Source organism: Streptomyces canus 299MFChir4.1 (genome assembly GCF_000383615.1).
Taxonomy (GTDB): domain Bacteria; phylum Actinomycetota; class Actinomycetes; order Streptomycetales; family Streptomycetaceae; genus Streptomyces; species Streptomyces canus_C.
The window spans coordinates 1-23,021 of record NZ_KB911602.1 but is presented as its reverse complement, the minus strand read 5'-3'; the positions used below and the strand labels follow the sequence as shown (position 1 = coordinate 23,021).

Annotated in this window: 19 protein-coding genes and 2 pseudogenes; 11 read left to right on the top strand and 10 right to left on the bottom strand. The window is 71.5% G+C overall.

Annotated elements, in window-relative coordinates:
* Positions 1 to 436: pseudogene (locus H293_RS55470) on the top strand (MlrC C-terminal domain-containing protein); the annotation flags it as partial.
* An 8-nt stretch (positions 437 to 444) separates the two neighbouring features.
* Here the strand turns inward: H293_RS55470 and H293_RS0132945 are convergent.
* From H293_RS0132945 to H293_RS0132925, 5 genes are all read right to left on the bottom strand, one after another.
* The gene (locus H293_RS0132945; RefSeq protein WP_020122084.1) at positions 445 to 1,035 is read right to left on the bottom strand and encodes a GTP-binding protein; all 591 of its coding nucleotides are present in this window, start codon (positions 1,033 to 1,035) and stop codon (positions 445 to 447) included.
* On the bottom strand, positions 1,022 to 1,381 hold the full coding sequence (locus H293_RS0132940) for a DUF742 domain-containing protein (RefSeq protein ID WP_020122083.1): 360 nt from the start codon (positions 1,379 to 1,381) through the stop codon (positions 1,022 to 1,024). The genes H293_RS0132945 and H293_RS0132940 overlap by 14 nt, the downstream gene beginning before the upstream one ends.
* A 1-nt stretch (position 1,382) precedes the next feature.
* Complete coding sequence (locus tag H293_RS0132935) at positions 1,383 to 1,805, bottom strand: roadblock/LC7 domain-containing protein (RefSeq protein WP_020122082.1); 423 nt, start codon at positions 1,803 to 1,805, stop codon at positions 1,383 to 1,385.
* A 10-nt stretch (positions 1,806 to 1,815) separates the two neighbouring features.
* Entirely contained in the window at positions 1,816 to 4,329 is a 2,514-nt protein-coding gene (locus tag H293_RS0132930) for a sensor histidine kinase (RefSeq protein ID WP_020122081.1), read from the bottom strand.
* A gap of 81 nt (positions 4,330 to 4,410) precedes the next feature.
* Entirely contained in the window at positions 4,411 to 5,427 is a 1,017-nt protein-coding gene (locus H293_RS0132925; protein WP_028808406.1) for a substrate-binding domain-containing protein, read from the bottom strand.
* A gap of 562 nt (positions 5,428 to 5,989) precedes the next feature.
* On the opposite strand from H293_RS0132925, the pseudogene H293_RS0132915 reads away from it, so the two are divergent.
* Positions 5,990 to 6,208: pseudogene (locus H293_RS0132915) on the top strand (peptidase E); the annotation flags it as partial.
* Positions 6,209 to 6,290: 82 nt separating this feature from the next.
* On the opposite strand, the gene H293_RS0132910 reads toward H293_RS0132915, so the two are convergent.
* On the bottom strand, positions 6,291 to 6,818 hold the full coding sequence (locus H293_RS0132910) for a DUF6114 domain-containing protein (protein ID WP_020122077.1): 528 nt from the start codon (positions 6,816 to 6,818) through the stop codon (positions 6,291 to 6,293).
* 17 nt (positions 6,819 to 6,835) lie between these two features.
* The gene (locus tag H293_RS0132905) at positions 6,836 to 7,501 is read right to left on the bottom strand and encodes a DUF6230 family protein (protein WP_020122076.1); all 666 of its coding nucleotides are present in this window, start codon (positions 7,499 to 7,501) and stop codon (positions 6,836 to 6,838) included.
* A gap of 661 nt (positions 7,502 to 8,162) precedes the next feature.
* On the opposite strand from H293_RS0132905, the gene H293_RS0132900 reads away from it, so the two are divergent.
* Positions 8,163 to 8,825 (top strand): hypothetical protein, encoded by a 663-nt coding sequence (locus tag H293_RS0132900; protein ID WP_028808404.1) that lies wholly within the window; start codon positions 8,163 to 8,165, stop codon positions 8,823 to 8,825.
* A gap of 18 nt (positions 8,826 to 8,843) precedes the next feature.
* Here H293_RS0132900 and H293_RS0132895 read toward each other — a convergent pair whose 3' ends face one another.
* Complete coding sequence (locus H293_RS0132895; RefSeq protein ID WP_020122074.1) at positions 8,844 to 9,782, bottom strand: lytic polysaccharide monooxygenase; 939 nt, start codon at positions 9,780 to 9,782, stop codon at positions 8,844 to 8,846.
* 368 nt (positions 9,783 to 10,150) lie between these two features.
* On the opposite strand from H293_RS0132895, the gene H293_RS0132890 reads away from it, so the two are divergent.
* A complete protein-coding gene (locus H293_RS0132890) occupies positions 10,151 to 11,935 on the top strand; it encodes a S8 family peptidase (RefSeq protein ID WP_020122073.1) in 1,785 nt (594 codons plus the stop codon).
* An 88-nt stretch (positions 11,936 to 12,023) separates the two neighbouring features.
* On the opposite strand, the gene H293_RS0132885 is transcribed toward H293_RS0132890, so the two are convergent.
* Complete coding sequence (locus tag H293_RS0132885) at positions 12,024 to 12,686, bottom strand: ScbR family autoregulator-binding transcription factor (RefSeq protein ID WP_020122072.1); 663 nt, start codon at positions 12,684 to 12,686, stop codon at positions 12,024 to 12,026.
* A gap of 146 nt (positions 12,687 to 12,832) precedes the next feature.
* On the opposite strand from H293_RS0132885, the gene H293_RS0132880 reads away from it, so the two are divergent.
* The 4 genes from H293_RS0132880 to H293_RS0132865 all read left to right on the top strand — a co-directional run bounded on the left by H293_RS0132880 (position 12,833) and on the right by H293_RS0132865 (position 16,483).
* Positions 12,833 to 13,759, top strand: coding sequence for a ScbA/BarX family gamma-butyrolactone biosynthesis protein (locus tag H293_RS0132880; protein WP_028808402.1), 927 nt, complete (start codon positions 12,833 to 12,835; stop codon positions 13,757 to 13,759).
* Positions 13,760 to 13,829: 70 nt separating this feature from the next.
* Positions 13,830 to 14,480: a ScbR family autoregulator-binding transcription factor gene (locus tag H293_RS0132875; RefSeq protein WP_020122070.1), complete on the top strand. Its 651-nt coding sequence runs from the start codon at positions 13,830 to 13,832 to the stop codon at positions 14,478 to 14,480.
* Positions 14,481 to 14,505: 25 nt separating this feature from the next.
* Positions 14,506 to 15,657 (top strand): damage-control phosphatase ARMT1 family protein, encoded by a 1,152-nt coding sequence (locus tag H293_RS0132870; RefSeq protein WP_020122069.1) that lies wholly within the window; start codon positions 14,506 to 14,508, stop codon positions 15,655 to 15,657.
* Positions 15,658 to 15,730: 73 nt separating this feature from the next.
* The gene (locus tag H293_RS0132865) at positions 15,731 to 16,483 is read left to right on the top strand and encodes a class I SAM-dependent methyltransferase (RefSeq protein ID WP_020122068.1); all 753 of its coding nucleotides are present in this window, start codon (positions 15,731 to 15,733) and stop codon (positions 16,481 to 16,483) included.
* Here the strand turns inward: H293_RS0132865 and H293_RS61495 are convergent.
* Positions 16,441 to 19,707: a tetratricopeptide repeat protein gene (locus H293_RS61495; RefSeq protein WP_028808401.1), complete on the bottom strand. Its 3,267-nt coding sequence runs from the start codon at positions 19,705 to 19,707 to the stop codon at positions 16,441 to 16,443. The genes H293_RS0132865 and H293_RS61495 overlap by 43 nt on opposite strands.
* A gap of 229 nt (positions 19,708 to 19,936) precedes the next feature.
* On the opposite strand from H293_RS61495, the gene H293_RS0132855 reads away from it, so the two are divergent.
* The 3 genes from H293_RS0132855 (at position 19,937) to H293_RS0132845 (ending at position 22,709) form a co-directional block, all read left to right on the top strand.
* Positions 19,937 to 20,803, top strand: coding sequence for a TIGR03619 family F420-dependent LLM class oxidoreductase (locus H293_RS0132855; protein ID WP_020122067.1), 867 nt, complete (start codon positions 19,937 to 19,939; stop codon positions 20,801 to 20,803).
* 79 nt (positions 20,804 to 20,882) lie between these two features.
* On the top strand, positions 20,883 to 21,866 hold the full coding sequence (locus H293_RS0132850; protein WP_051138193.1) for an ABC transporter substrate-binding protein: 984 nt from the start codon (positions 20,883 to 20,885) through the stop codon (positions 21,864 to 21,866).
* 39 nt (positions 21,867 to 21,905) lie between these two features.
* Positions 21,906 to 22,709 (top strand): ABC transporter permease, encoded by an 804-nt coding sequence (locus H293_RS0132845; RefSeq protein WP_259294572.1) that lies wholly within the window; start codon positions 21,906 to 21,908, stop codon positions 22,707 to 22,709.
* Positions 22,710 to 23,021 lie beyond the last annotated feature (312 nt).

Below are 23,021 nucleotides of genomic sequence, written 5' to 3'. Positions count from 1 at the left end.
GGTCGTCTATGGCTCGCTCCCGGGTCCGTCCGCCGTCGACGACGCGGCCGTGCAGGCCGGTGTGGGCGCAAGGGTTACTGTCACCGCGGGTGCGGAGGTCGACGACCGGTACGCGGGCCCGCCGACCCCGACCGGTGTGGTCCACGCGATCCGGCACGGTGACGAGCCCGCGGTGACCGAGGCCGTGCTGCGGGTGGGCGGCGGCCTGTATGTGATCCTGACCCGGCTGAGGAAGCCGTACCGCCTCGCGCGGCGCCAACTCCAGGTCGGTGAAGTCGTGTTCGCCGTCTGGAGCCCGAGCTGTTCGCGATGGCCAGCCGACTGGAAGACGGCCCTCACGCCGGGCGGCGTCGACCAGGACCTGCCGTGCCTCGGGCACCACCGCATCCGTCGGCCGATGTTCCCCTTCGACCGGGAGATACCCGACCCCGACCTCTTCCCGCCTCAGTCGACGGCCGCGGCGATCAGCAGGTCCAGGAGGGCGATCAGCACGTCCCGGGACGACTCGCGCCGCCGTGCGTCGCACAGCACCACCGGGACGTCCGCCGGCAGGGCCAGGGACTCCCTGATGTCGTCGGCCGGGTACGGGTGCCGGCCGTCGAAACCGTTCACGGCGACGACGAAGGGGATGCGCCGGCGCTCGAAGAAGTCCACGGCGGCGAAGCTCGACTCCGGGCGCCGTACGTCGATCAGGACGACCGCGCCGAGGGCCCCGACGGCGAGGTCGTTCCACATGAACCAGAACCGCTGCTGGCCCGGGGTGCCGAAGAGGTACAGCACGAGCTCGTCGCTGATGGTGATCCGGCCGAAGTCCATGGCCACGGTGGTGGCCCGCTTCTCCTCGATCCCGGCGAGATCGTCGACGCCCAGACCGGCCACGGTGAGGGGTTCCTCCGTACGCAGCGGGGTGATCTCGCTGACCGACCCGACCATGGTGGTCTTGCCGACCCCGAAGCCCCCGGCGATGAGGATCTTGACGGTGTCGGGTGCGGCGGGAGCGGCTGTCCCGGTGGCGAGCGCGTCAGAGCCTGCCAAGGCCTTCCCTCACTTTCTGCAACAGGTCCAGGTCCGGGGTGCGGGGCGAGACGGGACGCGGCGGGTGCGCGGTGATCAGGCCCGCCTCCAGGAGGTCGCACAGCATGATCACGACCACGCTGACCGGGAGGTCGAGCAGCGCGGCCAGCTCCGCCACGGCGACCGGGCGGGCGCACCGGCGCAGGATGCGGCTCTGCTCGGCCTGCGGCCGGGGGGACCCCTCCGGCGGCGGGTCCACCGCGGTCACCGTCGTGATGAGGGTGAAGTCGGCGCGGCTGGGCCGGGTCCGTCCCCCGGTCAGGGCGAACGGTCGCACCAGCCGGCCGGCCGCGTCACTGTCGGTCACCTCACCCGCCGGTGGGGCCGATGCCGGCCCGTGGTGCCGCGCTGAGGTGCTCGCCGATCTTCTTCACCAGCATGTTCATCTGGTACGCCACCACACCGACGTCGGCGTTCGGCCCGGTGAGGACGACGAGGTGGGCGCCTGGCCCCGCGGAGGTGAGGATCAGGAAACTGTTGGCCATCTCGATGAGCGCCTGGCGCACCGGGCCGCCCCGGAAGTCCATGCTGACGCCCTTGCTCAGGCTCATCAGACCGGACGCGGTCGCCGCCAGCCGCTCGGCGTCGTCGCGCAGGAACCCGGTGGACTTGCTGACGACCAGCCCGTCCTCCGAGAGCACGACGGCCTGCGTCACGTCGGCGACCCGCTCCACGAGTCCGGTGAGCAGCTGGTCCAGCTGGGCGTGCGTGGCGGGGGTGGGGCGTGTCATGGCGTGTCCTTCATGAGCGATCGGTGTCGGGAGTACGGGCGGCGACGGGCGGGGCCTCCGGAGCGCCGGGCCGGCCGTTCGTGTCGGCGGTGGTCACCTCCCCGGGCGCGAACGCGTCCTCAGGGGTGTCGAGGAGGTCGTCCTCGTCCCGGGCGCGGAGCGTGCCGCGCTGGAACCCGGCGAGCGAGGAGGCCGCGTGGTCCGCGGTGAACTCGTCGGCGTCCTCCTCCTGGCAAGCGGCCGGGGCCTCCTCGCGCAGTTCGACGGCGAGACTGGTCTGCGGCACCCGCCGGGGGAGCGGGGTGAGCCCGTCGGGGCGGGGGGCGGCGGTGTCGCGCGCCGCCGGGAGCGGCCGGGAACCCGCCCGACCGGACACCGCTCCGGCCGTCGGCTCCGCGCCCGGCGCACCCGCCGGCTCTGCCGGGTCCCCGGCCTGCGTATGGCCTGCCGGGTCCTCCGGGCGCGGGGTGTCCGTCCCGACTGCTGCCGGGCCCGCCCCGCGCTCGGCGCCCGTCGGAGCCGCGGCCGGTTCCGTCTCCCCGGTCGTCGCTCCTGCGGTCACCGTTGCCTTCGCTCCGCCCCGGCTCTCCGGCTCGTCCTCCTCCCGTACGACGATCTCGTGCGGGATCAGCACGATCGCCGTCGTTCCGCCGTACGGCGAGGAGCGCAGGGTCACCTGGATGCCGTGGCGGTTGGCGAGGCGGGCGACGACGAACATGCCGAGGCGGAGGTCGTCGGCGAGGGCGACCACGTCGAACTTGGGGGCCTGGGCCAATTGGGCGTTGAAGGCGGCGTATTCCTCCTCCGACATGCCGAGGCCCCGGTCCTCGACCTCGATGGCCAGCCCCTTGGCGACCAGCCCGGCCCGTACCCCGACCGGACTCGGCGCGGGCGAGTACAGCGTGGCGTTCTCGATCAGTTCGGCCAGCAGATGGATCACGTCCGCGACCGCGGGCGGGGCCACACAGACCTCCTCCTCGGTGCGCACCTCCACCCGCTGGTACTCGGCGACCTCGCCCACCGCACTGCGCAGGATGTCGATCAGTGCGACCGGCTCGGTCCAGCTGCGCCGCGGCTGCCCGCCGCTGATGATGACCAGGTTCTCCTCGTACCGCCGCAACTGGCTGGCCGTGGAGTCGAGTTCGTACAGCCCCGACAGGACGTCCGGGTCCTGGTGCTCGCGCTCCAGGGTGTCCAGCCGGCTGAGCTGGAGGTTGACCAGGTTCTGGCTCTGCCGGGCGATCCCGAGGATCACCTTCTGGAACCCCCGCCGCGTGTCGGCGAGTTCGACGGCGGTCACCACGGCCGTCCGCTGTGCCGTGTTGAACGCCTTGGCCACCTGCCCCAGTTCGTCCGAGCCGTAGTCCAACTCCGGTGCGGCCCGGTCCACATCGACCTTCTCGCCCCGCTCCAGGCGCGCGACCACGTCCGGCAGCCGCTCCTGGGCCAGGCCCAGCGTGGCCTCCCGCAGGCCCCGCAGCCGCCGGGACAGCGAACGGGTGATCCGCCAGGACATGACGAGGCAGATCAGCAGCGCGATCAGTCCGCCCGCGCTCAGGGAGCCCGCCGTCAGCAACTGCTCGTGCGCCTTGTCCGCGCTCCGGGTCAGCAGCCCCGAGGTCTGCTGCCGGATGAGGCCGGTGTAGCGGACGGAGACCCTCGTCATCGCGGCCGACCACCGTTTGCCCGCGTCCGGCAGGGCCACCCGCCCGGTGCCGTCGGCCGGGCGCGCGGCGAGGGCCTGGTCCTCGACCGCCGTGAGGGTCCGCCAGTCCGCGCTCGACAGGATCGCCTCGGTCTGCGTCTTCGCGCCGCCGCTCAGGGCGGGCACGATCTGGTCCTCGACGAGCCACCGGCGTGTGTTGACCAGCTGGACGAAGTGCTCCCAGGCCTTCTCGTCGAGATGCCCGGACGGCCAGGCCAGGGTCAGCGCCACATCCTCCTGCGAGGTCAGCTCCGCCGCGTGTTCGAGGGCGACGAGCGGCCCGGCCTGAGAGGTGAGGTCGCCGTCGTCGACCTGCGAGAGCTGCTGGTAGGCGTGGATCTGGTCGTCGATGATCGACGTGTACTGGTCGAGGGCCTGCTCGGCGGTGATGTCGGTGGGGTGGTCCACCTGGTCGCGGTAGTACTCCAGGCTGCCCACCGAGCCGAGAACGGAGTACAGCTGGTCGGCGATGCGCGCGGGCGCCCGCTGGATCTCCTCGGACCGCCGCACGAGCTGGGCGACCGCCGCGTCCGTGGCCGCCCGCTTCTCGTCCAGGGCGGTCCGGGAACCGGGGACCCTGGCCAGCCAGGCGGCGGACACCGCGCGTTCCCCCTGCAGCGCGAGCGTGGTCTCGGTGCCCATCGCGCCGGTCGACCTGCTCAGCTCGGTCTGGGAGCGCAGCCGCAGGCCTTCCGAGAACAACTGCGTGGTCGTCACACCCCACATCGCGGCGAGCGTCACGCTCGGCACCAGCGCCAGCATGATGAGGGAGAGACGTATGGAGCCGAGGCGGCGGCGGGCGCCTTTCCGGTCGGGCATGGTCGTCCTTGGGCGGTCAGGGAGAGCGGAGTGGGCCGGTCGGGGAGACGGTCGGGGGAGATGCGGTTGTCGGGAGGGAGGTCACCGCGTGCCCGCGGCGGCGAACTTCGCGACCGCGGCGACGTTCGTCCGGGTGACGAACGCGGGCCCGGTGAGCACGGGAGCCACCCCGCCCCCGCTGATGTTGCCGTTGGTCCGGTACAGCCACAGCGAGTCCACGGCGAGGTAGCCCTGCAGATACGGCTGCTGGTCCACCGCGAACTGCACGTCCCCGGCGCGGACCGCTTTGACCAGGTCGTTGTTGAGGTCGAAGGTGGCGACGTGGGCCTTGCCGCCGACGGCCTTCACCGAGTCCACGGCGTCCAGCGCGAACTGCGCGCCGAGGGTGACGATCTCGTCGATGCCGGGGTTCTGCCGCAGCCTGGCCGTGAGGACGGTGTCCACGGCCTCGGGGTCGGTGCCCTCCACGTACAGGTTCTCGGTCTCGCCGCCGAACGCCTTCTTCACTCCGGCGCAGCGCGCCTCCAGGGCGACATTGCCCCGCTCGTGGATGACGCACAGCGCGTGCTTGACCTTCAGGGCGTTCAGCTTGTCGCCGACGGCGGCGCCGGCCACGATCTCGTCCTGGCCGAAGTACTCCAGCAGTCCCTGCGACTTCCAGGCGTCGATACCGGAGTTGAGGCCCACCACCGGAATGCCGGCGGCCCGTGCCGCGGCCACCGGGGCCTTCATCGCGGCCGGTTTGGCCAGGGTCACCGCGATGCCGTCGACCCGGTCGCCGATCGCGTCGCGCACCAGCTGGGCCTGCCCCGCCGGATCGGAGTCGTTGGCGTACGTCAGGTCGACACCGTCCTTCGCGGCGGCGGCCTCGGCCCCCTTCTGCACGCGTTCCCAGTAGGCGTCGCCCTCGCCGCCGTGGGTGATCAGGGCGATCTTCAGCCCTGAGCCGTCCGCGCCCTTCGCCGCGTCCGCGCCCGTGCCGAGGCGGGAGCCACCGCCGGCGCCGGAGCAGCCGGCGAGCAGCAGGAGGGTGACGGAGGTGACGGCGGCCACGCGCAGGGATCTGGAGGAAGTCCGAGGTGGGGGAGGAGTGTTCATGGCGTGCGGCACCTCGCTGTGCGGCCTGGCAGGCGGAACGCGAAAGTGCGGCCGGAACGCGGGTGCGTCGGCCGTGGAACTTTCACTGGCCAGGAGCCAACCGCGTGTGACCGCCGGTAGTCAAGTGATCAGCCCCTTGTAGTGACTTCTCGGTTCCGCATCGTAATGATCTTCACGTGCCTGTGCGGAGGAGACCGCACGCCACGTCCGCGTCCCGGACCCCTCGGCCGGTGTGCGTTTTCCTCTTCCCGGTCCCCCCGGACGGAAGAAATCCTCGATACGGCGCTGGACGCGACCGTCGTCCAGGTCGCCGCGCCCGCCATCCACGCCGACCTGGGCGGGGCGGTGTCCGACGTGCAGTGGTTCGGCGCCGCCTACACCCTGCCGTTCGCGGTGCTGCTCGTCACCGGCGGACGGCTCGGAAAATCCTCGGCCGCAAGCGGCTGTTCGTCGCGGGCGTCGCGGGCTTCACGCTCGCCTCCGTCGCCTGCGCCCTGGCCCCCGCCGTAGGGGTTCTGATCGCCTCCCGGGCGGTGCAGGGAGCCGGCGGCGGTGATCGTCCCCCAGACCATCGGCGCTCACCGATGCGTTGGGCTTTCTGCCGTACGGCAACGGAGTGCACTACGACAGCGACCCGGGCCGCCGCCCCCTGGTCTACCGAGCCACCGAACTCGTCGAGGCCGTGACCGAGGTGCCCGGCAAGGGTGCCTGCCTCGTCACACGCGACGGCGACAGGACGGTCGAGGAACGCGTCGAACCGCGCAGGCTGCCCGGCGTCTGACGGGCGTGCCTGCGCGGTCCGGGCCCCGGGAGGGGGAAGGCGGATGCGCGAGCCGGCTGCCGGAGCGGTCCGCTCGTCCGGGTTACTGGGCGGTCCTCGGTGTTCCGACGGCCGTCACGGTCTGAGCCGTGGGGGTGTCGGTGCCGTTGTGTCCTGTGTGGGTCGCAGGGCCGTCCTGGGTCGTCGGCCGAGCCGGCCCGGGCCGCTCTCGCCGGCTCGCCCGCGGATCCTGATCGGGCAGCCAGCCGAAGGTCATGACGCTTCCCACGACCCCCAGCAGGAGGCCGACCATGAAGCCGCCCAGGTTCGAGGTGACCCAGGTGCCCATGGAGATCAGGACGCCGGTGATCGAGTAGAACAGTCGCTGGTCGGGGCTGAAGAGGATCAGCAGCCCCAGCAGCACCATCAGGCTCGGCAGGAGGTAACCCGCCACGCCCTGCATCCCGACGTGCATGACGACCTTCACCGAGGCCTTCATGGTGAGCAGGATCCAGGCCCCGCCCAGGGTGAGCCAGAGACCGCCGAAGAAGGGGCGTCCGTACACCCAGCGGGTGAACGCGTCCTGCTCTGCCACGGGCTGCTGTCCGCCTGTCGGCCCGGCACCGCCCACCGGCTCCTGACCTTCCATCAGCAGGCCTTGCCGCTGAAGCTGAGCTTGAGGCCGGGCAGCTTGAACACGCCTGCCGTGGTCGCGTAGTTGGTCTGCCGCAGGTCGCCGATGTGCACGGTGTCGGCCTGCTGGCTGAAGACGCCGAGGGGGCCCTTCACCCCCGCCTTGGTGAGGGTGCTGGCGTCGTTGCCGATCTCGATGTTGTCGAACGAGGCGTTACCGGTGAGCTCGGTCGAGTCCGTGGTCAGGTCGGTCGCCTGGACCTTGTCCTTCCCGTTGCCCGCCTCGATCTTCAGGTTGGTGCCGCCCAGGTCGACGCTCTGGCACAGCTTGGAGAGCGTCGCGTTCTTGATGGCGGAGGTCACGACCAGCACCTGCCCGCCGGAGTCGCCGGCGTTCGGGCTGTTGTCCGCCATGTTGTCGAGACCGCCGAACTGCTCGAACCCGGTGCCGTCGAGGCTCTCCGCGGTGACCGTGAAGGCCATGCCGGAGATGGCGAACTGGACCCCCAGAGCACCCTCGGCGGTCATGATCGCGAGACCCGCGGTGATCGCGACGGCCGGTACGGCCATGATCGCGGCCCGGCGGCCCCGGACCCGCCCGCGTCTCGCGGAACTGGCGGGGGCTTCGGGTGCGGAACCGCTTTCAGGGGTCTCGGGGGTGGTGCCGACGGACGAGGCCATGTGCTGCTCCCAGGGGCATAGTCAACGCAAGTGGGGCTCACGTGCGGATGTGCGGCTTCAGTGGCTTGTTGTCCTGGCGCGGACAGCGGCTGCGGCGTACGTCTCCTCCCAACCCCCGGCGGCTGCAAGGGCTTTCCCGTACTCCGCAGTAATGCCACGGAAGTTACCGGCGGTTACGCCCGTGGGTCAAGCAAGTTGTGAGTAAAGGGTGTCGATTATGTGGCCCCGGTGATCAACAACCCTTCCGACGGCGACAAAAAGCGCTGATCGATAATCAACTCCCCTACAACACCTTGACGTTGACGGATGATCAGGTCTACAACTCTCCCTGGCTTGCTCGGATCCGTGGCGCCGGATCCAAGCCGTCGGGCGGCACCTGCCCGCATTCCCGGACCAGCTGTCCCTCACGGGTTCTCCACCGCCCGAGTCTGCCCCTCCACGGCACCCGAACCGGCCGATCACCCCGGGCCGCACCGGGCGCGCCCTCTCTCACCCGGCCCGGCCGGACCCTCCCCCATGGGGCAGCCGGCCGGTCACCGGTCTGATGCCGTTGCCGGTCCGTCACGTACGGAGAAGGCGTGACGGACCGGCAACGGCGGGACGCCGACGCGCGTCCGCGCCCCCCACACCCACCCTCACCTCACGAAAGAGGCAACCCCGCATGCGTATGCGTTCTCTGCTCTCCCTCACCGCCGCTGCCGCCGCGTTCGCGCTGCCCGTCGCCGTGGCCGCGTCCGCCCCCGCCGCGGCGGCCGATGTCCCGGTCCTCACCACCGGCTCGGTCGGCGGTGCCCCCGTCGCCGAGGGCACCGCCATCAGCGCCTCCTTGGCCAGTGGTACCACCGCGACCCTCTACTCCAGCTCGACGGGCACCAGCGGGATCACCTGCACGGCCTCCACCTTCACCGCCACGGTCAGCGGCAACCCGACCGCGCCGGGCACCGCCACCGAGTCCCTGACCGGCCAGACCTTCAGTGGCTGCTCCTCGAACGTGGTCGGCGTCCTCGGCGTCACCAGCATCACGGTGAACAACCTGCCGTACACCACGGCCGTGTCCTCCGACGGCTCCGTGGCCGTGACCCCGGCGAGCGGTTCCGCCATCCAGACCACCGTCGTGCTGCGCACCCTGCTGGGCAGCGTCAGCTGTGTCTACCAGGCGGCGTCCGGCCTGGCCGGTACGGCCGACAACACCGGCAACAGCATCAAGTTCGCCAACCAGCAGTTCAGCCGGACGTCCGGTTCCTCGCTGTGCCCCGCCAGCGGTTTCTGGACCGCGAAGTACAGCCCGGTGACCGCGGGCGGCGAGCCGGTCTACGTCAACTGAACTCCGTGACCGCGTAGTTCAGCGCCGGCGCAGACGAAGCGCCAGGGCGGCGCCCCCGGTGAGCACCAGCACCGCGGCGGCGCCGCCCGCCATCATGGGCGCGGACGGTCCGGAGGCGGGATCGGCGTCGGCCGCCACCGGAGTGGAGTCGGGCACGGCGGCACCCGCCGAACGTGCCACGGACGGTGTCGGCGAGGGTGTGACGGCGGGAGTGGCCGGCGTCGGGCTCTGCGCGGGCTTCTTCTCCGCCGCCTTCGAACGGCTCGGCGACGCGGCGGCGCTCGCCTTGCCCCCGCCCTTGCCGGCCGCCGCCGGGAACACCACGTCCGAGCACGAGTAGTACGTGTCCGCCGTGCTGCTGTTCTGCCAGATCGTGTACAGCACCTGCCGACCCGTGCGGTCCTTCGGCAACGTCATCCGGATCCGGTACGCGCCGCCTGTCAGCGCCGGGTCCTTCACCTGGGCGAACGGCTGCTCCGGCAGATCGGACCACTTCAGCGGCTTCGACGGGTCGTAGCCGGGCTCGGTGAGGTACATGCGGAACGTGCCGGTGTGCGGGATCGTCGAGACGTACTTCATGGTCAGGGTCGCGCCGGGGGACAGGCGGGTGGCCGGCCAGTCGGAGCGGGCGAGGTCCAGGCCTTTGTAGGCGGGCAGGCCGCCGCTGCACAGCTTCCCGTCGGGGATCGTCTGCCGGTCCCGGCCGTTCACGTTCGCGACCCTCAGGTTGTCCCAGGCCGTGAAGGGCGAGCCGTTCGCCGCCACGGCGGCCCGGCACGCGGGCGTGCCCGAGGAGGCGCCGTCGGGGGAGCAGGCGAAGACCCGGCTGACCGGATCGGTGGGAGCGCCATGGGCCTGCGCGGGCGCCGCCGCGAACACGGTCAGCAGGAACGGGGTCAGGGCGGCGGCAGCCGCCGCACTGGTACGACGGGCGGTGGTCCAGGGCATCCGGAACATCCGGAACGCCTCCTCGGGCGGCGCGGGAACGACGGGCTTCCGTGCAGTACGGGCCGCGGGCCCCGCGCGTTCACCGGCACACCGGCTCGGTCGTCCCGTGCAGAGGCGGGCAAAGTGGCCACCCCCGTTCAACCGGCCACCGCAGAGGGGGTGTCTCCGGCCCGATCAAGGGTTTCCCCTGTATCCGCATGACCTGCTCTTTGCCTATCGTTCGACCACAGCTGACCCACAGGTAACCCCGAACGGGTCACGCCCGCCACGTATGGCCGGCCGCCGCGCTCCTGGCTTCACCCCCCGCCCGCTTCATCGACGAAGCGATTCGACTGCTGCTCCGCGCTGCCCGGAGCACGGCCACGAAAGGCAAGCCCTTGCGTACGTCCCCCTCCCTGCGGCGGAAGCTGATATCCGCCGCCGCCGTCTCCGCGGCCCTCCTCTCCGTCGGTACGGCCTCCGTCGCCGTCGCCCAGGACACCCCCGGCCGGCAGGCCGCCGTCCCGGCCGCGCTCACCGAGGCCGCCCCCGGCGTCCAGGCCGAGCGCCTCATCGTCGGCTACAAGTCCGGCGCCGCCGAGGCCACGTCGAACAAGGCCGCCGAGGCCGACGCCGCCGCCAAGGACGCCGACTTCCAGCGCAGACTCGGCACCGGGGCGGCCCTCGTCGACCTGGGCACCGACCCCAGCAAGGCCGAAGTGGCCGACGCGGTCGCCGAGTTCAAGGCCGACCCGCAGGTCGCCTACGTCGTACCGGACCGCCTGAACAAGCCGCAGGCCGACCCGAACGACACCGAGTACGCCAAGCAATGGGACCTGTTCGAGTCCACGGCCGGCATGAACGTGCCGGGCGCCTGGGCGACTTCGACCGGCGGCGGAGTCACCGTCGCCGTCATCGACACCGGTTACGTCACCCACTCCGACCTCGCCGCGAACATCGTCGGCGGCTACGACTTCATCTCCGACACCGCGGTCTCCGTCGACGGCGACGGCCGCGACAGCAACCCGGCCGACCCGGGCGACTACTACGCGGCGGGCGCGTGCGGCGCGGGCATCCCGGCCTCCAGCTCCTCCTGGCACGGTACCCACGTCGCCGGCACCATCGCCGCGGTCACGAACAACGGCAAGGGCGTCGCGGGTATCGCGTACGGCGCGAAGATCTCCCCGGTGCGCGTGCTCGGCAAGTGCGGCGGCTACGACTCCGACATCATCGACGCCATCACCTGGGCGTCCGGCGGAACCGTCTCCGGCGTGCCCGCCAACACCAATGTCGCCAAGGTCATCAACATGAGCCTCGGTGGCGACGGTGCCTGCACCTCGGCGACCCAGACCGCCATCAACAACGCCGTCAGCCGCGGTACGACCGTCGTCGTGGCCGCCGGCAACGACAACGAGAACGTCTCAGGACACTCGCCGGGCAACTGCAACAACATCATCTCGGTCGCCGCGACCAACCGCTCCGGCGCCAAGGCCTCGTACTCCAACTACGGTTCCCTCGTGGACATCTCGGCACCCGGCGGCCAGACCAGCACCGGCACCGCCAACGGCATCCTGTCCACCCTCAACTCCGGTGCCTCGACGCCCTCTTCGGAGTCGTACGCCTACTACCAGGGCACCAGCATGGCCACCCCGCACATCGCGGGCCTGGTCGCGCTGGTGAAGTCGGCGAACCCCGCGCTGACCCCGGCGCAGATCGAGACCGCCATCAAGAACAACGCCCGTCCGCTGCCCGGCGCCTGCTCGGGCGGCTGCGGCGCGGGCCTCGCGGACGCGGCGAAGACGGTGGCGGCCGTGAGCGGCGGCGGTACGACGACGGGGACGACCTTCTCCAGCACCACCGCCGTCGCCATCCCGGACAACGGCTCGGCGATCGAGTCCTCCATCGCCGTCAGCGGCCGCAGCGGCAACGCCCCCTCGGCCCTCCAGGTCGGCGTCGACATCACCCACACCTACCGCGGTGACCTGGTGATCGGCCTCGTCGCCCCGGACGGCACGGTGTACAGCCTGAAGGCGGCCAGCTCCTCGGACTCCGCGGACGACGTCAACACCACCTACACCGTGAACGCCTCCTCCGAGACGGCCAACGGCACCTGGAAGCTCCGCGTCCAGGACACGGCGTCGCAGGACACGGGCACGCTCAACGGCTGGAAGCTCACCTTCTGAGCGAACTCCCGAACGGGTGGGCCGGCCGGTGCGGATGGGGCACCGGCCGGCCCACCTGCGTGCCGCCCGTGACAGGGACCGCCCCCGATCAGGCCTCGGCGCCCACCAACTCGTCGCTTCCGAGGGACGCCAGCACCCGTGCCCCGCGATCGGGCCGGCTGTCGAGGCCGACCAGCAGCCCCGGCACCACGATGCTGGGCAGCACATGAGCCCACATGACGGAGATCCGGTGCGCGAGATCCTCCCGCCCGTGCAGCGCCCGTGACATCAACTGCACTCCGGCGAACGCCCCGACCAGCAGATCCGCCGTGTCCCGCGGCTCGACCGTCGGCAGCAACTCCCCCTGGGCCCGCGCCTCTTGCAGCATCGCCACCAGATGCTCGCTCCACTGCCGGAACGGTCCCGTGTGATCGACGCCGGGCGGCGCGCACTGGTCCACCGTCAGCCGCACGCTCCCCTTCAGAAGGGAGTTGGTCCGCAGCCGCTGCCCGAAGACGAACGTCATGTCGACGATCTCCTGCACCTTGCACGGGTGCGGCGGCACGGCCCCCAGGGACAACTGCTCGTCGAGCACCGCCTGGGCCAGGGACTCCTTGGAGGAGAAGTGGAAGTACAGGGCACCTTTGGTGACGTCGGCCCGCTCCAGCACCATCGCGATGGTGCTCGCGGCGTACCCGTGCTCGTCGAAGACGGCGCCCGCGGCCTCCACGATCGTCCTGCGTGTCCTGATGGCGCGCTCCTGTCTCGCCATAAGAACCCCTCCCATGCGCCGAGTTCGGATCTCGTCCGGTCTCGATCAGGTCACATTGAAAACAGACCGGAATCCCTCGTACTCTATCGCTCACCGGCACGGGCACCTCACCGTCCGTCATCGCTTCGGAGGAACGAGGGGGAGACATGCCAGAGTTACGGCAGTTCGTGCAGGCCCGGCCCGGATCCGGGCCCCTGACGGCGACCGTACCCCGGGAGTTCGTCCACCGCGTGGCCGTCGCGGAGATCCTCCTCACCGGCTGGACCAGGACGGACACCGACCGGTTCACCATCACCGCGCAGTGGCCGCGCGCCCATCAGTTACACGTGTCCCCGGACCGCTCGGCCTACGAGCCGCTGCTGGTTGCGGAAACGGTCCGCCAGTGCGGTGCGCTGCTCGCCCACGCGGAGTACGAGGTCCCGCTCGGCCACCGGTTCGTCCTCCAGGAACTGCGGGTCGACACCCGCCCGGAACACCTGGCCGTCGGCACCGCCCCCGCCGAACCCGTCATCGACATCACCGTCGCGGAGGTCCGCCGCCGCGCCGGCCGCCCGGCCGCACTGCGCTACGAGGCCGCCGTACGCCTGGGCGGTGAGCGGGTCGCGACCGGCCGCATAGCCGTGACCTGGACGAACGAGTCCGTCTACCGCCGGCTGCGCGGGGGACGTACCGCCGACGTCGGTGCCCTGCGGCTGCCGCGCCCGCTGCCCTCGCCGCTGCCCGCCGACACGGTCGGCCGGGCCCTCGCCGCCGACGTCCTCCTCTCGCCCGCCGCACGCCCCGGCCGCTGGCGGCTGCGCGTGGATACCGCTCATCCTGTTTTCTTCGACCATCCCCTGGACCACATCCCCGGCATGCTCCTGCTGGAGGCCGCCCGCCAGACCGTACGGGCGCACGGTGGGCGGGATCACCGGGTGCCGACCTCGTTCCACGCCACATTTCACCAGTACGCGGAGCTCGACGAGCCGGTCTGGACGGAAGTGAGCGAGGAGAACGGCACCCACGTACAAGTCATCGCGCTGCAAGGGGAGTCGGTGGTCTTCGAGTGCATGGTGGGTGCCGTCGCAGGGTGAGATATCGTGTACAGGGAGTAAAAAACAAACGGCATGACCCGTTCTTTTCCGTACCAGGAGTGTGCAGTCGATGCCGAGGCAGTTACGCGCTGAACAGACCCGAGCGACGATCATCACCGCCGCCGCCGATCTGTTCGACCGCCGTGGCTATGAATCGACCAGTCTCAGCGACATCGTCGCGCACGCCCGAGTCACCAAAGGCGCGCTGTACTTCCACTTCGCGGCGAAGGACGACCTCGCGCACGCGATCATGGAGATCCAGTCGCGGGCGTCGCGGCAGCTGGCGGGGGACGTGGACGCCCGGGGGTACACCTCGCTGGAGGCGCTGGTCCGCGTCACCTTCGGCATAGCGCGCCTGTCGGTCGAGGGGCCCGTGCTCCGGGCCGGACTTCGGCTCGCCACGGGGGGAGTCGAGGTACGGCCGCCGCTGCGGCACCCGTTCACCGAGTGGCTGGACCTGGCCACCGGGAAGCTGCTGGGGGCGGTCAAGGAGGCCGACCTCCACCCGGACACCGATGTGGACGCGGTGGCGCACTCGCTGGTGTGCTTCTTCGTCGGTACACGCGTGGTGGGACGGCATCTGGAACCGGTGGGACGGCAGCCGCGACGGCTCGCGGAGATGTGGCACGTGATGATCCGGGGGCTGGTGCCGGTGCCTCGACGGGCCCGGTATCTGGCGCTGGTCAGCCAGTTGGAGCAGGAGTCCCGGACCAGCGGGTGAGCGGGTTCCTGGCTACAGTCGGTCCATGTCCATCGCCGCCGCCGTCATCCTCGGCAACGAACCCGGTTCCTTCCCGCACAGCGTGCTCGCCGAGCGGCACCCCGCGATCATCGGACAGGTGCGGGAGGCTTTCCCCTACGGGCCCGAACAGCACCGCGCACTCGACGCGCTGCTCGACAACTGCACGAAGGGAGCGATCGAGCCGCTCCCCGGCGCGTCATGGGCCGAGTGGGGGATCGGCGGCTACCTCGGGCAGTCCTGGTTCGACGTGCCGTGGCTCTGGTCCGAGAGCTACTTCTACCGGCGGCTCCTCGACGCCGTCGGCTACTTCGGGGACGGGCCCTGGCGCGGCATCGACCCCTTCCGGCCCTCCAAGCTCGCCGAACTCGACTCCCCGGAGACGGACCAGGAGCTGGCGGCCCTGGACGAACTCGCCGCCCTGCCGGTCGAGGAGCAGGGTGCGGCCCTGCTGCACGGATCGTTGTGGGGGAACCGGGCCGACCTCGGGTTCCGGCTCTCCGACCGGGAGGCCGAGGGCCGGGACGCCGTACCGGATCTGGTCGCCGACGACAGCGACCGGCTCTGGGCGCTGCTCGACGGCGTCGGCACCCTGTGTCTGATCGCCGACAATGCCGGACGCGAGCTCATCCCCGATCTGCTGCTCCTTGCCCACCTCCTCGAACACGGCCGTGTCGAGCGGGCCGTGCTGCATGTGAAGCCGTACCCCTACTACGTCTCCGACGCCACCACCGCCGACGTGGTCGACGCGCTGCGCCGGCTCGTGCGGGCACCGGGCGAGGCGTCCGCGTACGGGCGCCGGCTGTGGGACGCCATGGCCGACGGGCGCCTCGGGGTGCGCGCGCACGCGTTCTCCTGCGCTCCGCTGCCGTACGCGGACATGCCGGACGACCTTCGTGCGGAGCTCGGCGGCGCCGCGCTCACCGTCCTGAAGGGAGACCTCAACTACCGGCGTCTGGTGGGCGACCGGTGGTGGGCGCCGACCACGCCGTTCGCCGACGCGACCGCGTACTTCCCGGGACCGGTCGCCGCTCTGCGCACCCTGAAGTCCGATGTGGTCACCGGTCTCGACGGGCGTACGGTGGCCGCGCTGGACGAGGCGGAGGGGCGGCGCTGGCGGACGAGCGGGACCCACGCGCTCATCCAGGTCCGGCCCTGAGGAGCGTTATGCTGCCGACGTGCACCGGTGGGCTGCCCTACGTCCCGCCGACGGGCAGCGAAAGAGGACGTCATTGACCCCGCGGTACCTGAGCAATCCTGGGGAGCCCGTCTACGACGTGGACGCACGGCGCTACGTCGACGTCACGGACGCCCGTGACGAGCCCGACCTGCACGATGTGTTCACGGACATCTACCGCACCAACCGCTGGGGCTCCGACGAGACCCGCTCCGGACCGGGCTCCGAGCTCCAGCGCATGAAGCGGGTCATCGGCCGACTCGGCGCGCTCATCAAGGACTTGGGTGTCCGCTCGGTGCTGGACGCGCCCTGCGGGGACCTGAACTGGATGCAGCACGTCGAACTGCACGGCGCCTCCTACCTCGGCGGAGACGTCGTCGCGGAGCTCGTCGCGGCCAACCGCGCCCACCACCCCGGCCCGGGGCGGGAGTTCCAGCTGCTCGACTTCACCGCCCAGCCCGTGCCGCGCGTCGATCTCATCGTGTGCAGGGACGCCCTCGTGCACTTCTCCTACCAGCATGTGGTGGAGGCGCTGACCCGCTTCCGGGAGAGCGGCTCGCGCTATCTGCTCACCACGACCTTCTCCCGGACGCCCGTCAACACCGACATCGTCACGGGCTGGTGGCGGCCCATCAACCTCCGGCTGGCCCCCTTCGGACTGCCCGAACCGCTGCAGGTCATCGGCGACGACGAGTCCGACGACTTCTACGACGACAAGACGCTCTCCCTGTGGGACCTCGCGCAGATCCCGGCACACTTCCCGGGCTACGGGCCGGTGGCCGCCGAGTCGGGATCCCTGGGCGCCTGATCCTCGGACCGCAGACGGGCGAGGGCCTCCCGGGCGGCCAGTGTCCGTGGATGCCGTAAGCCGAGCACCTCCTCGCAGGCCGCCCGCACCTCCGTGAACTCCGCTTCCGCCGCGTCGAGTTCACCCTTGAGACACAGCAGGTCGGCGAGGTTGTGGCGGACCGCCAGGGTTCCCGGGTGGCGGGGGCCGAGGGTCTCCACACAGTCCGCGAGCACCGTGCGGTACTCCGCCTCCGCCTGCTCGACGTGCCCGCGCAGATGCAGGACGTGCGCGGCGCCGTGCCGTACGGACAGGGTCAGCAGATGCTGCTCGCCCAGTACGGTCCGCCGGGCCTCGTAGACCTCCCTGAACTCCTGTTCCGCGGCGGCGAACCGGCCCTGGTCCTTGAGCAGGTCGGCGAGATTGTGGCGGACCGCGAGCGTGCCCGGGTGGCGGGGGCCCAGGGTCTCCACACAGTCCGCGAGGACCGTGCGGTACTCGGTTTCGGCCCGGTCGGTACGGCCGCGCAGGTGCAGGACGTGCGCGGCCCCGTGCCGTACCGAGAGGGTGAGCAGGTGCTGTTCGCCGAGCACCTCCCGGCGTGCCGCGTACACCTCCCTGAACTCCGTCTCGGCCGCCTCCAGTTGCCCCCGCTCCATCAGCAGGTCGGCCAGGTTGTGCCGGACCACCAGGGTGTGCGGGTGCATGTCGCCGAGCAGCCTGCGCCGGACCTCGAAGACCTCCCGGAACTCGGTCTCCGCGTCACCGGGCCAGCCGCGGTCGCGCAGCACGGTGGCCAGGCCGTGCCGGGCGGCCACGGTCTCGGGATGGTCCTCGCCGTAGGCGTCGGCGCGCAGCCTGAGCACCGCACGGAACTCTTGCTCCGCCTCCACGAGCAGGCCGCGGTCACGCAGGACGTCCGCGAGGTCGTGGCGGACGGCGAGCGCGCCCGGGTGGCGTTCGCCCAGTACGTCCGCGCACACCTGGAGCGTCTCGCGCAGCTCCTGCTCGGCCTGGCGGAACATGCCGCGCTCGTGCAGCACCTGGGCGGTGTCGTGCCGGGCGGCCAGCGTGTCGGGGTGGCGGTCACCGAGCGCGTCGCGGTAGGCGTCGAGCAGCAGGCGGTGCTCCTCCTCGGCCTCCGCGAGCAGTCCGCGCTGCTGCGACATGCGGGCCACGCCCTTGCGGGCGGCCAGCGTCTGCGGGTCACGCTCGCCGAGCAGGGTGCGACGCGTCGCGTACACCGAGCGGTACTCGACCTCGGCCTCCGCGGGCCGGCCCCGGTCGCAGAGCAGCTCCGCGAGGGCGTACCGGGCGTCGGCGGTCTCACCGGAGCCGTCGCCGAACAGGGCCCGGGTGTCCTCCAGAACGGAACGCACCAGCGTCTCGGCGGCGGCGAGCCGACCCCGCAACTGGAGCAAGTGGGCGGCCGCGGACCGTACTTCGAGCGCGTCGGGATCCCGAGGACCGCACGCGAGCACCACCGGCTCACACGCGCCGAGGACCTCCTCGGCCCGGTCCAGCCAGCCCCGCCCGATCAGATGCCGGGCCCCGGCCGCCGCCGCCCGCAGCGCCTTGGAGACCAGGTCGTCCGCCGCCTCGTACGGGTCGCCGATCAGGGCCAGCGGGGCGTCGCAGTGCGGGAGCAGCAGCCGCCAGCGCGGCCAGTCGGACGGGTCGTCCTCGCTGAGTTCGGCGGTGGCGCAGACGACCAGGTCGGCGACGACGGCCGCGTACTCCCGCATGTGCTCGGCGAGGTCCCGCTGGAGCCGGCCGGCGTCCCGGACCAGGGGGTGCATCAGCAGGGTGCGCGTGTGGTCGTCACCGCCGCGCGGGGTGTGCAGCTCGACCAGACCGAAGTCGGCGAGCGAGGTGAGCGCGGTGTACAGCTCCTGGGGCGTGACCCCGGGCAGCACCGACGACTCCGCCAGCCGGTCGGGCCGCAACAGGCCGAGCAGCGGTACCGGCGCCTCGCCAAGACAGCACAACAGCCGCATCAGCGGCCGGGCCTGGACGATGCCCCGCCGCTCCAGGAGGTCCAGCGACAGTTCCCAGGTACCGGTCACCGGGACGGAGTAGTTGCTGCCCTGCCGCCCGGGCGGGCGCTCGTCGAGGAGTTCGGCGAAGCGCTCGTCGAGGGCCACGCGGTAGTCGGCGTACGTCCGCACGGTCGTCGTGCCCGGCCAGGCGGGGAACGCCGATGCCGCCGCGAGATGCGAACCCGCGATGCGCAGCGCCAGGGGCAGTCCGCCGAGCCGCCGGGTCAGCAGCCGCGCGTCCTCACGGGAACCGGCCCGCTCCCCGGCGAGGTCCCAGAGCACCTCGGTGGCGTCGTCCTCCTCCAGCGCGTCGACCGAGTGCAGCGTGGCCCACGGCCCCCAGGTCCTCGGGCTGCTGTCCCGGCTGGTGATCAGCACCAGACCGGGCAGCTCAGCGGCGGGCCGGATCCAGCCCCTGCCCTCTGCCAACCGGCCATAAGGAGCCAGGTGTTCGGGCTCGTCGGCGTTGTCCACCACCAGCAGCCACGGGCTCGCGGTGTCGCACAGCCGCCGCCACAGCAGGTCGGTCGCGCTCGAACGCCCCGACCAGGCACGGTCGATGAGATCCGCGGGCGTGCCCAGCGCTGCCACCACCTCGCGCATCCCGGCGCTCAGCGTGGCGGGGTTCTTCGCCGTCACCCACCACACGTCGACGTTCAGCGCGGCGGCATAGGCGGCGATCTCCAGGGCGACCGTCGTCTTGCCGCTCCCGCCCATGCCATGCAGCACCCGCACACCCGAAGTCGGCTTGCCCACCAGCTGTTTCAGCGTGTCCAGCAGCGGCTCACGGCCCCGCACCCGGCGGTCGAGCCGGCCCAGGGGAGGCGCGACGGTCAGCGCACCCGGGGCACGAACGGGCTCCAGCGGGGCCGGGGCCTGCTGGACCTGGATGAAGACCGGACGCGCGAGGCCGGAGAACTCCTGGACGAACTCGGCCAGCAGACCCGACAGATCGGGATTGCGGGCCAGCAGACCGCGCAGGGTGGTGTCCCACTCCTGCCGCTGCTCCCGCAGCATGATCTCCTGCCGGGCCGGCGGTGCCGCGTCGAGCTCCGCCCGTGCCCGGTCCAGCCGCTCGACGTCCTCCCGCCGCAGGAACCGCGCCATCCGCTGCCGGGCCGCCTGCCAGGCATCCGTGGTCATCAGCCCGACCATCGTGCCCGCGGCGGCTGCGGCGGTCTGGGTGAACAACTCTGCCCCGAACATCGAGGACCCCCTGTCGGCACACACCTCGACGGCTACGTCCGAACCCCTCTCCCATTATCAGGTTCTCATGTCACATGACCCCGAAGGGACTTGATCCCGTCCATCTCAACCATTCGTGGGCCGGTCGATCGGTGAAGAACGAAGCACGACAAGGGATGAGCGTCGGGTGTCGCCTTGTTGGCCCAGATGCATCGCCCCCTGTCCCCTCGTGCCAAAGGAGTCGCCCCGCATGCGCCTGGGAGTCGCACCGCACCGACTGTGGCCCGCTCACGAGGACGAGCTCGACGGCGTCCTCGAAATCGCCCGTACCGCCGAGGAGTTGGGCTTCGACCATCTCATCGCGAGCAGCCATCTGCTGGCGGGGGCGGTGGGCGTGACCCCGGACCCGCTGGTCCTGCTGTCCGCCGTGGCCGGCGCGACGACCCGGATCGGGCTGGTGACCAGCGTCCTGATCCTGCCCCTGTACAACCCGGTCGTCGTCGCCCACCAGACCGCCACGCTCGACCGGCTCTCCGGCGGCCGGTTCACGCTCGGAGTAGGCACCGGCTGGGACACCGCGGAGTTCGAGGCCGCCGGCGTGCCGTTCGCAGGCCGGGGCCGCCGGGCCGACGAACAGCTGGACGTCGTACGGAAGTTGTGGCGCGACGAGGCCGAGGTGCGGCTCGGGGTGCGGCCGCGCACACCCGGTGGGCCGCCGGTGTGGGTCGGCGGCCACAGCGACGCGGCTCTGCGCCGGGCGCTGCGGTACGGCGACGCATGGCACGGATCCGGGCTCGACGCGGCCGGACTCACCGAGGTGCGGGGCTGGTTGGCGGAGCTCGGGGAGGAGGCGGGGCGGGATCCGGCCACGCCGTTGGAACTGACAGCGGGCCAGATACTCGTACTGCCGGGCTTCGAGGCTGCCGTACGACCGTCCGGGCGGCAGCCGTTGGGTGGTGCGGATCCGTCCGCCGAGCGAGTGCGCGAGGAGCTCCGGCGGCTGGCCGAGGCCGGGCTCACCGCCTGCTCGCTGTGGCTGCCGGTCGCCACCGAAGCACTGCCCGACGCGCTCGGCTGGGTCGCGGAGGAGATCCTTTCGCCTCTCTCCGAGGCGTGATGGCTCGGCTGAGCGTGGTGTGACGATTCGGCTGAGCATGGTGTGGTGATCACGTCGATCGATCGGTCATCATGCCCGGATGACGTGGGGACCGGCATCACGACCTTGGCGTTCGGGAAGCGGGAAGGCGGCGGCCGGCGCGGTCGCCCTCGCGCTGGTGCTCACGGCCTGCGGGGGCGACGGGGACTCCTCGTCCCCGGACGGCGGGCGTACGACGGTCAGGGTGGCCGCACTGCCCCTGAGCGACTCCGCCATGCTCTACATCGCGCAGAACCGGGGCCTGTTCAAGAAGGAAGGCCTCGACGTCCGCATCCAGCCGATCCAGCAGAGCCTCCAGGCGCTGCCCGCCCTGTCCAAGGGGCAGATCGACATGGTCGCGAGCGCGAACTACGTCACCTACTTCCAGGCCCAGGACCAGGGCACCCTCGACATCCGCATCGTCGCCGAGGCGATCAGGGCGGCGCCGCGGATGATGGAGGTGCTGGTGCCGAAGGACTCGGACATCAAGACCCTCGCCGACCTCGCGGGCAAGAAGCTCGCCGTCAACGTCCTCAACAACGTCCAGTCACTGACCTTCAACGAGATCCTGGCGAAGCAGGGGGTCGGTCGTCCCGTCTACCGGCAGATCCCCTTCCCGCAGATGGGTGCCGCGCTGGACAAGGGGCAGGTCGACGCCGTGCACGCGGTCGAGCCCTACGACAGCTCCGTCCAGGACGAGTTGGGCGCCAGGGTGCTGGTGGACGGGGCGTCCGCGCCCGTCGCGTCGATCCCGCTCAGTGGTTACCTCACGACGGAGAAGTTCGCCGGGAAGAACGCCGACGCGCTCGCCCGCTTCCAACGGGCCCTGAAGGCGGCCGTCAAGCTCGTCGACGCGGACCCGTCCCTGGTGCGTGCGGTGATTCCGACGTACACCAAGGTCACCAAGGAGCAGGCGGAGAAAATCGACCTGCCGGTGTATCCGGCGACCATGGACGGGACGCAGATCGCCCGGCTCACCGCGCTGATGGAGAAGCAGAAGATGCTGAAGAAGCCGATCGACCCTTCGGCGTTGCTGGTGAAGTGAGCGCGTCGCCGGGGCGTGAGGTGTGAAGGAGCGTGGCACGTGCGTCGGCTGAGGGTGCGTCGGGAACTGTGGCTCGGTTTTCTCGGTGCACTGCTCGCGTTCGGCGTGTGCGAGGCGGTGAGCCGGGCCGGCCTCGTCCGCCGCGGCTATCTGCCGCCCGCCTCCGAAGTCCTCGCCCGCGCGGTCGAGTTGGCGGGAGACTCCGTCTTCCTCGACGGAATCGGTGTCACCCTGCGCGCCTGGGCGCTGGGCCTCGGCCTCGCCTGCGCGATCGCCGTACCGCTCGGACTCCTGCTCGGCAGCGTGCCGCTCGTCGACGCGGCAGCCCGGGCGATCGTGGAGCTGCTGCGGCCCCTGCCCTCCGTCGCCCTGATCCCCCTGGTGTCCCTGCTCCTCGGCTCCGGCACCGAGACCGAGGTCGCGCTCATCACCTACGCCTCGGTCTGGCCGATCCTCTTCAACACCGTCTACGGCCTGGGCGAGACCGACCCCCTCACCAAGGACACCCTGCGCGCCTTCGGCTTCGGCCGTCTCACGGTCCTGCTGCGCGCCGAACTCCCCGCCACGGCCCCCTTCATCGCCGCCGGCATCCGCATCTCCGCGGCCGTCGCCCTCATCCTCGCCGTCGCCACGGAGATCCTCTCCGGCTTCGGCGAGGGCCTCGGCATCTTCATCGCCCAGGCGGGCCTGGCCACGGACGGCACGCGGGACGTCCTGGCGGGCGTGGTGTGGGCGGGCACCTTGGGGCTCGTCATCAACGGGGTGCTGGTGTGGGCAGAGCGACGACTGTTCCCCTGGACGCCGGAACATCGGGAGACGGCCGGGCAGGGGGCGGCGCGATGAGCGCAGCGGGCGAACCCGGGGGTGGGGAGCGCCGGGAGACACCGGGGGAGTCGCAACGGGAGATGTGCGGAGGTGAACGCCGGGAGTCCGGCCCGGAGAGGGGAGCGGGCGCGGAGAGGGAGGCGAGTGCGGCGAGCGGTGCGGACAGGGCAGGGCAGGTGGGGGAGTCGTCCGGGCCGCGTTCTCCGTCCTCGTCGACGGGGGAGTCGTTCGGTCAGGGTGGGTCGTTGCCGCTGTCGGAGGGGGAGCCCTCCGACCTGTGTCCTCCGTCCTCGTCGTCGCGGGAGTCGTCCGGTTCGGGTGTGCCGGTGC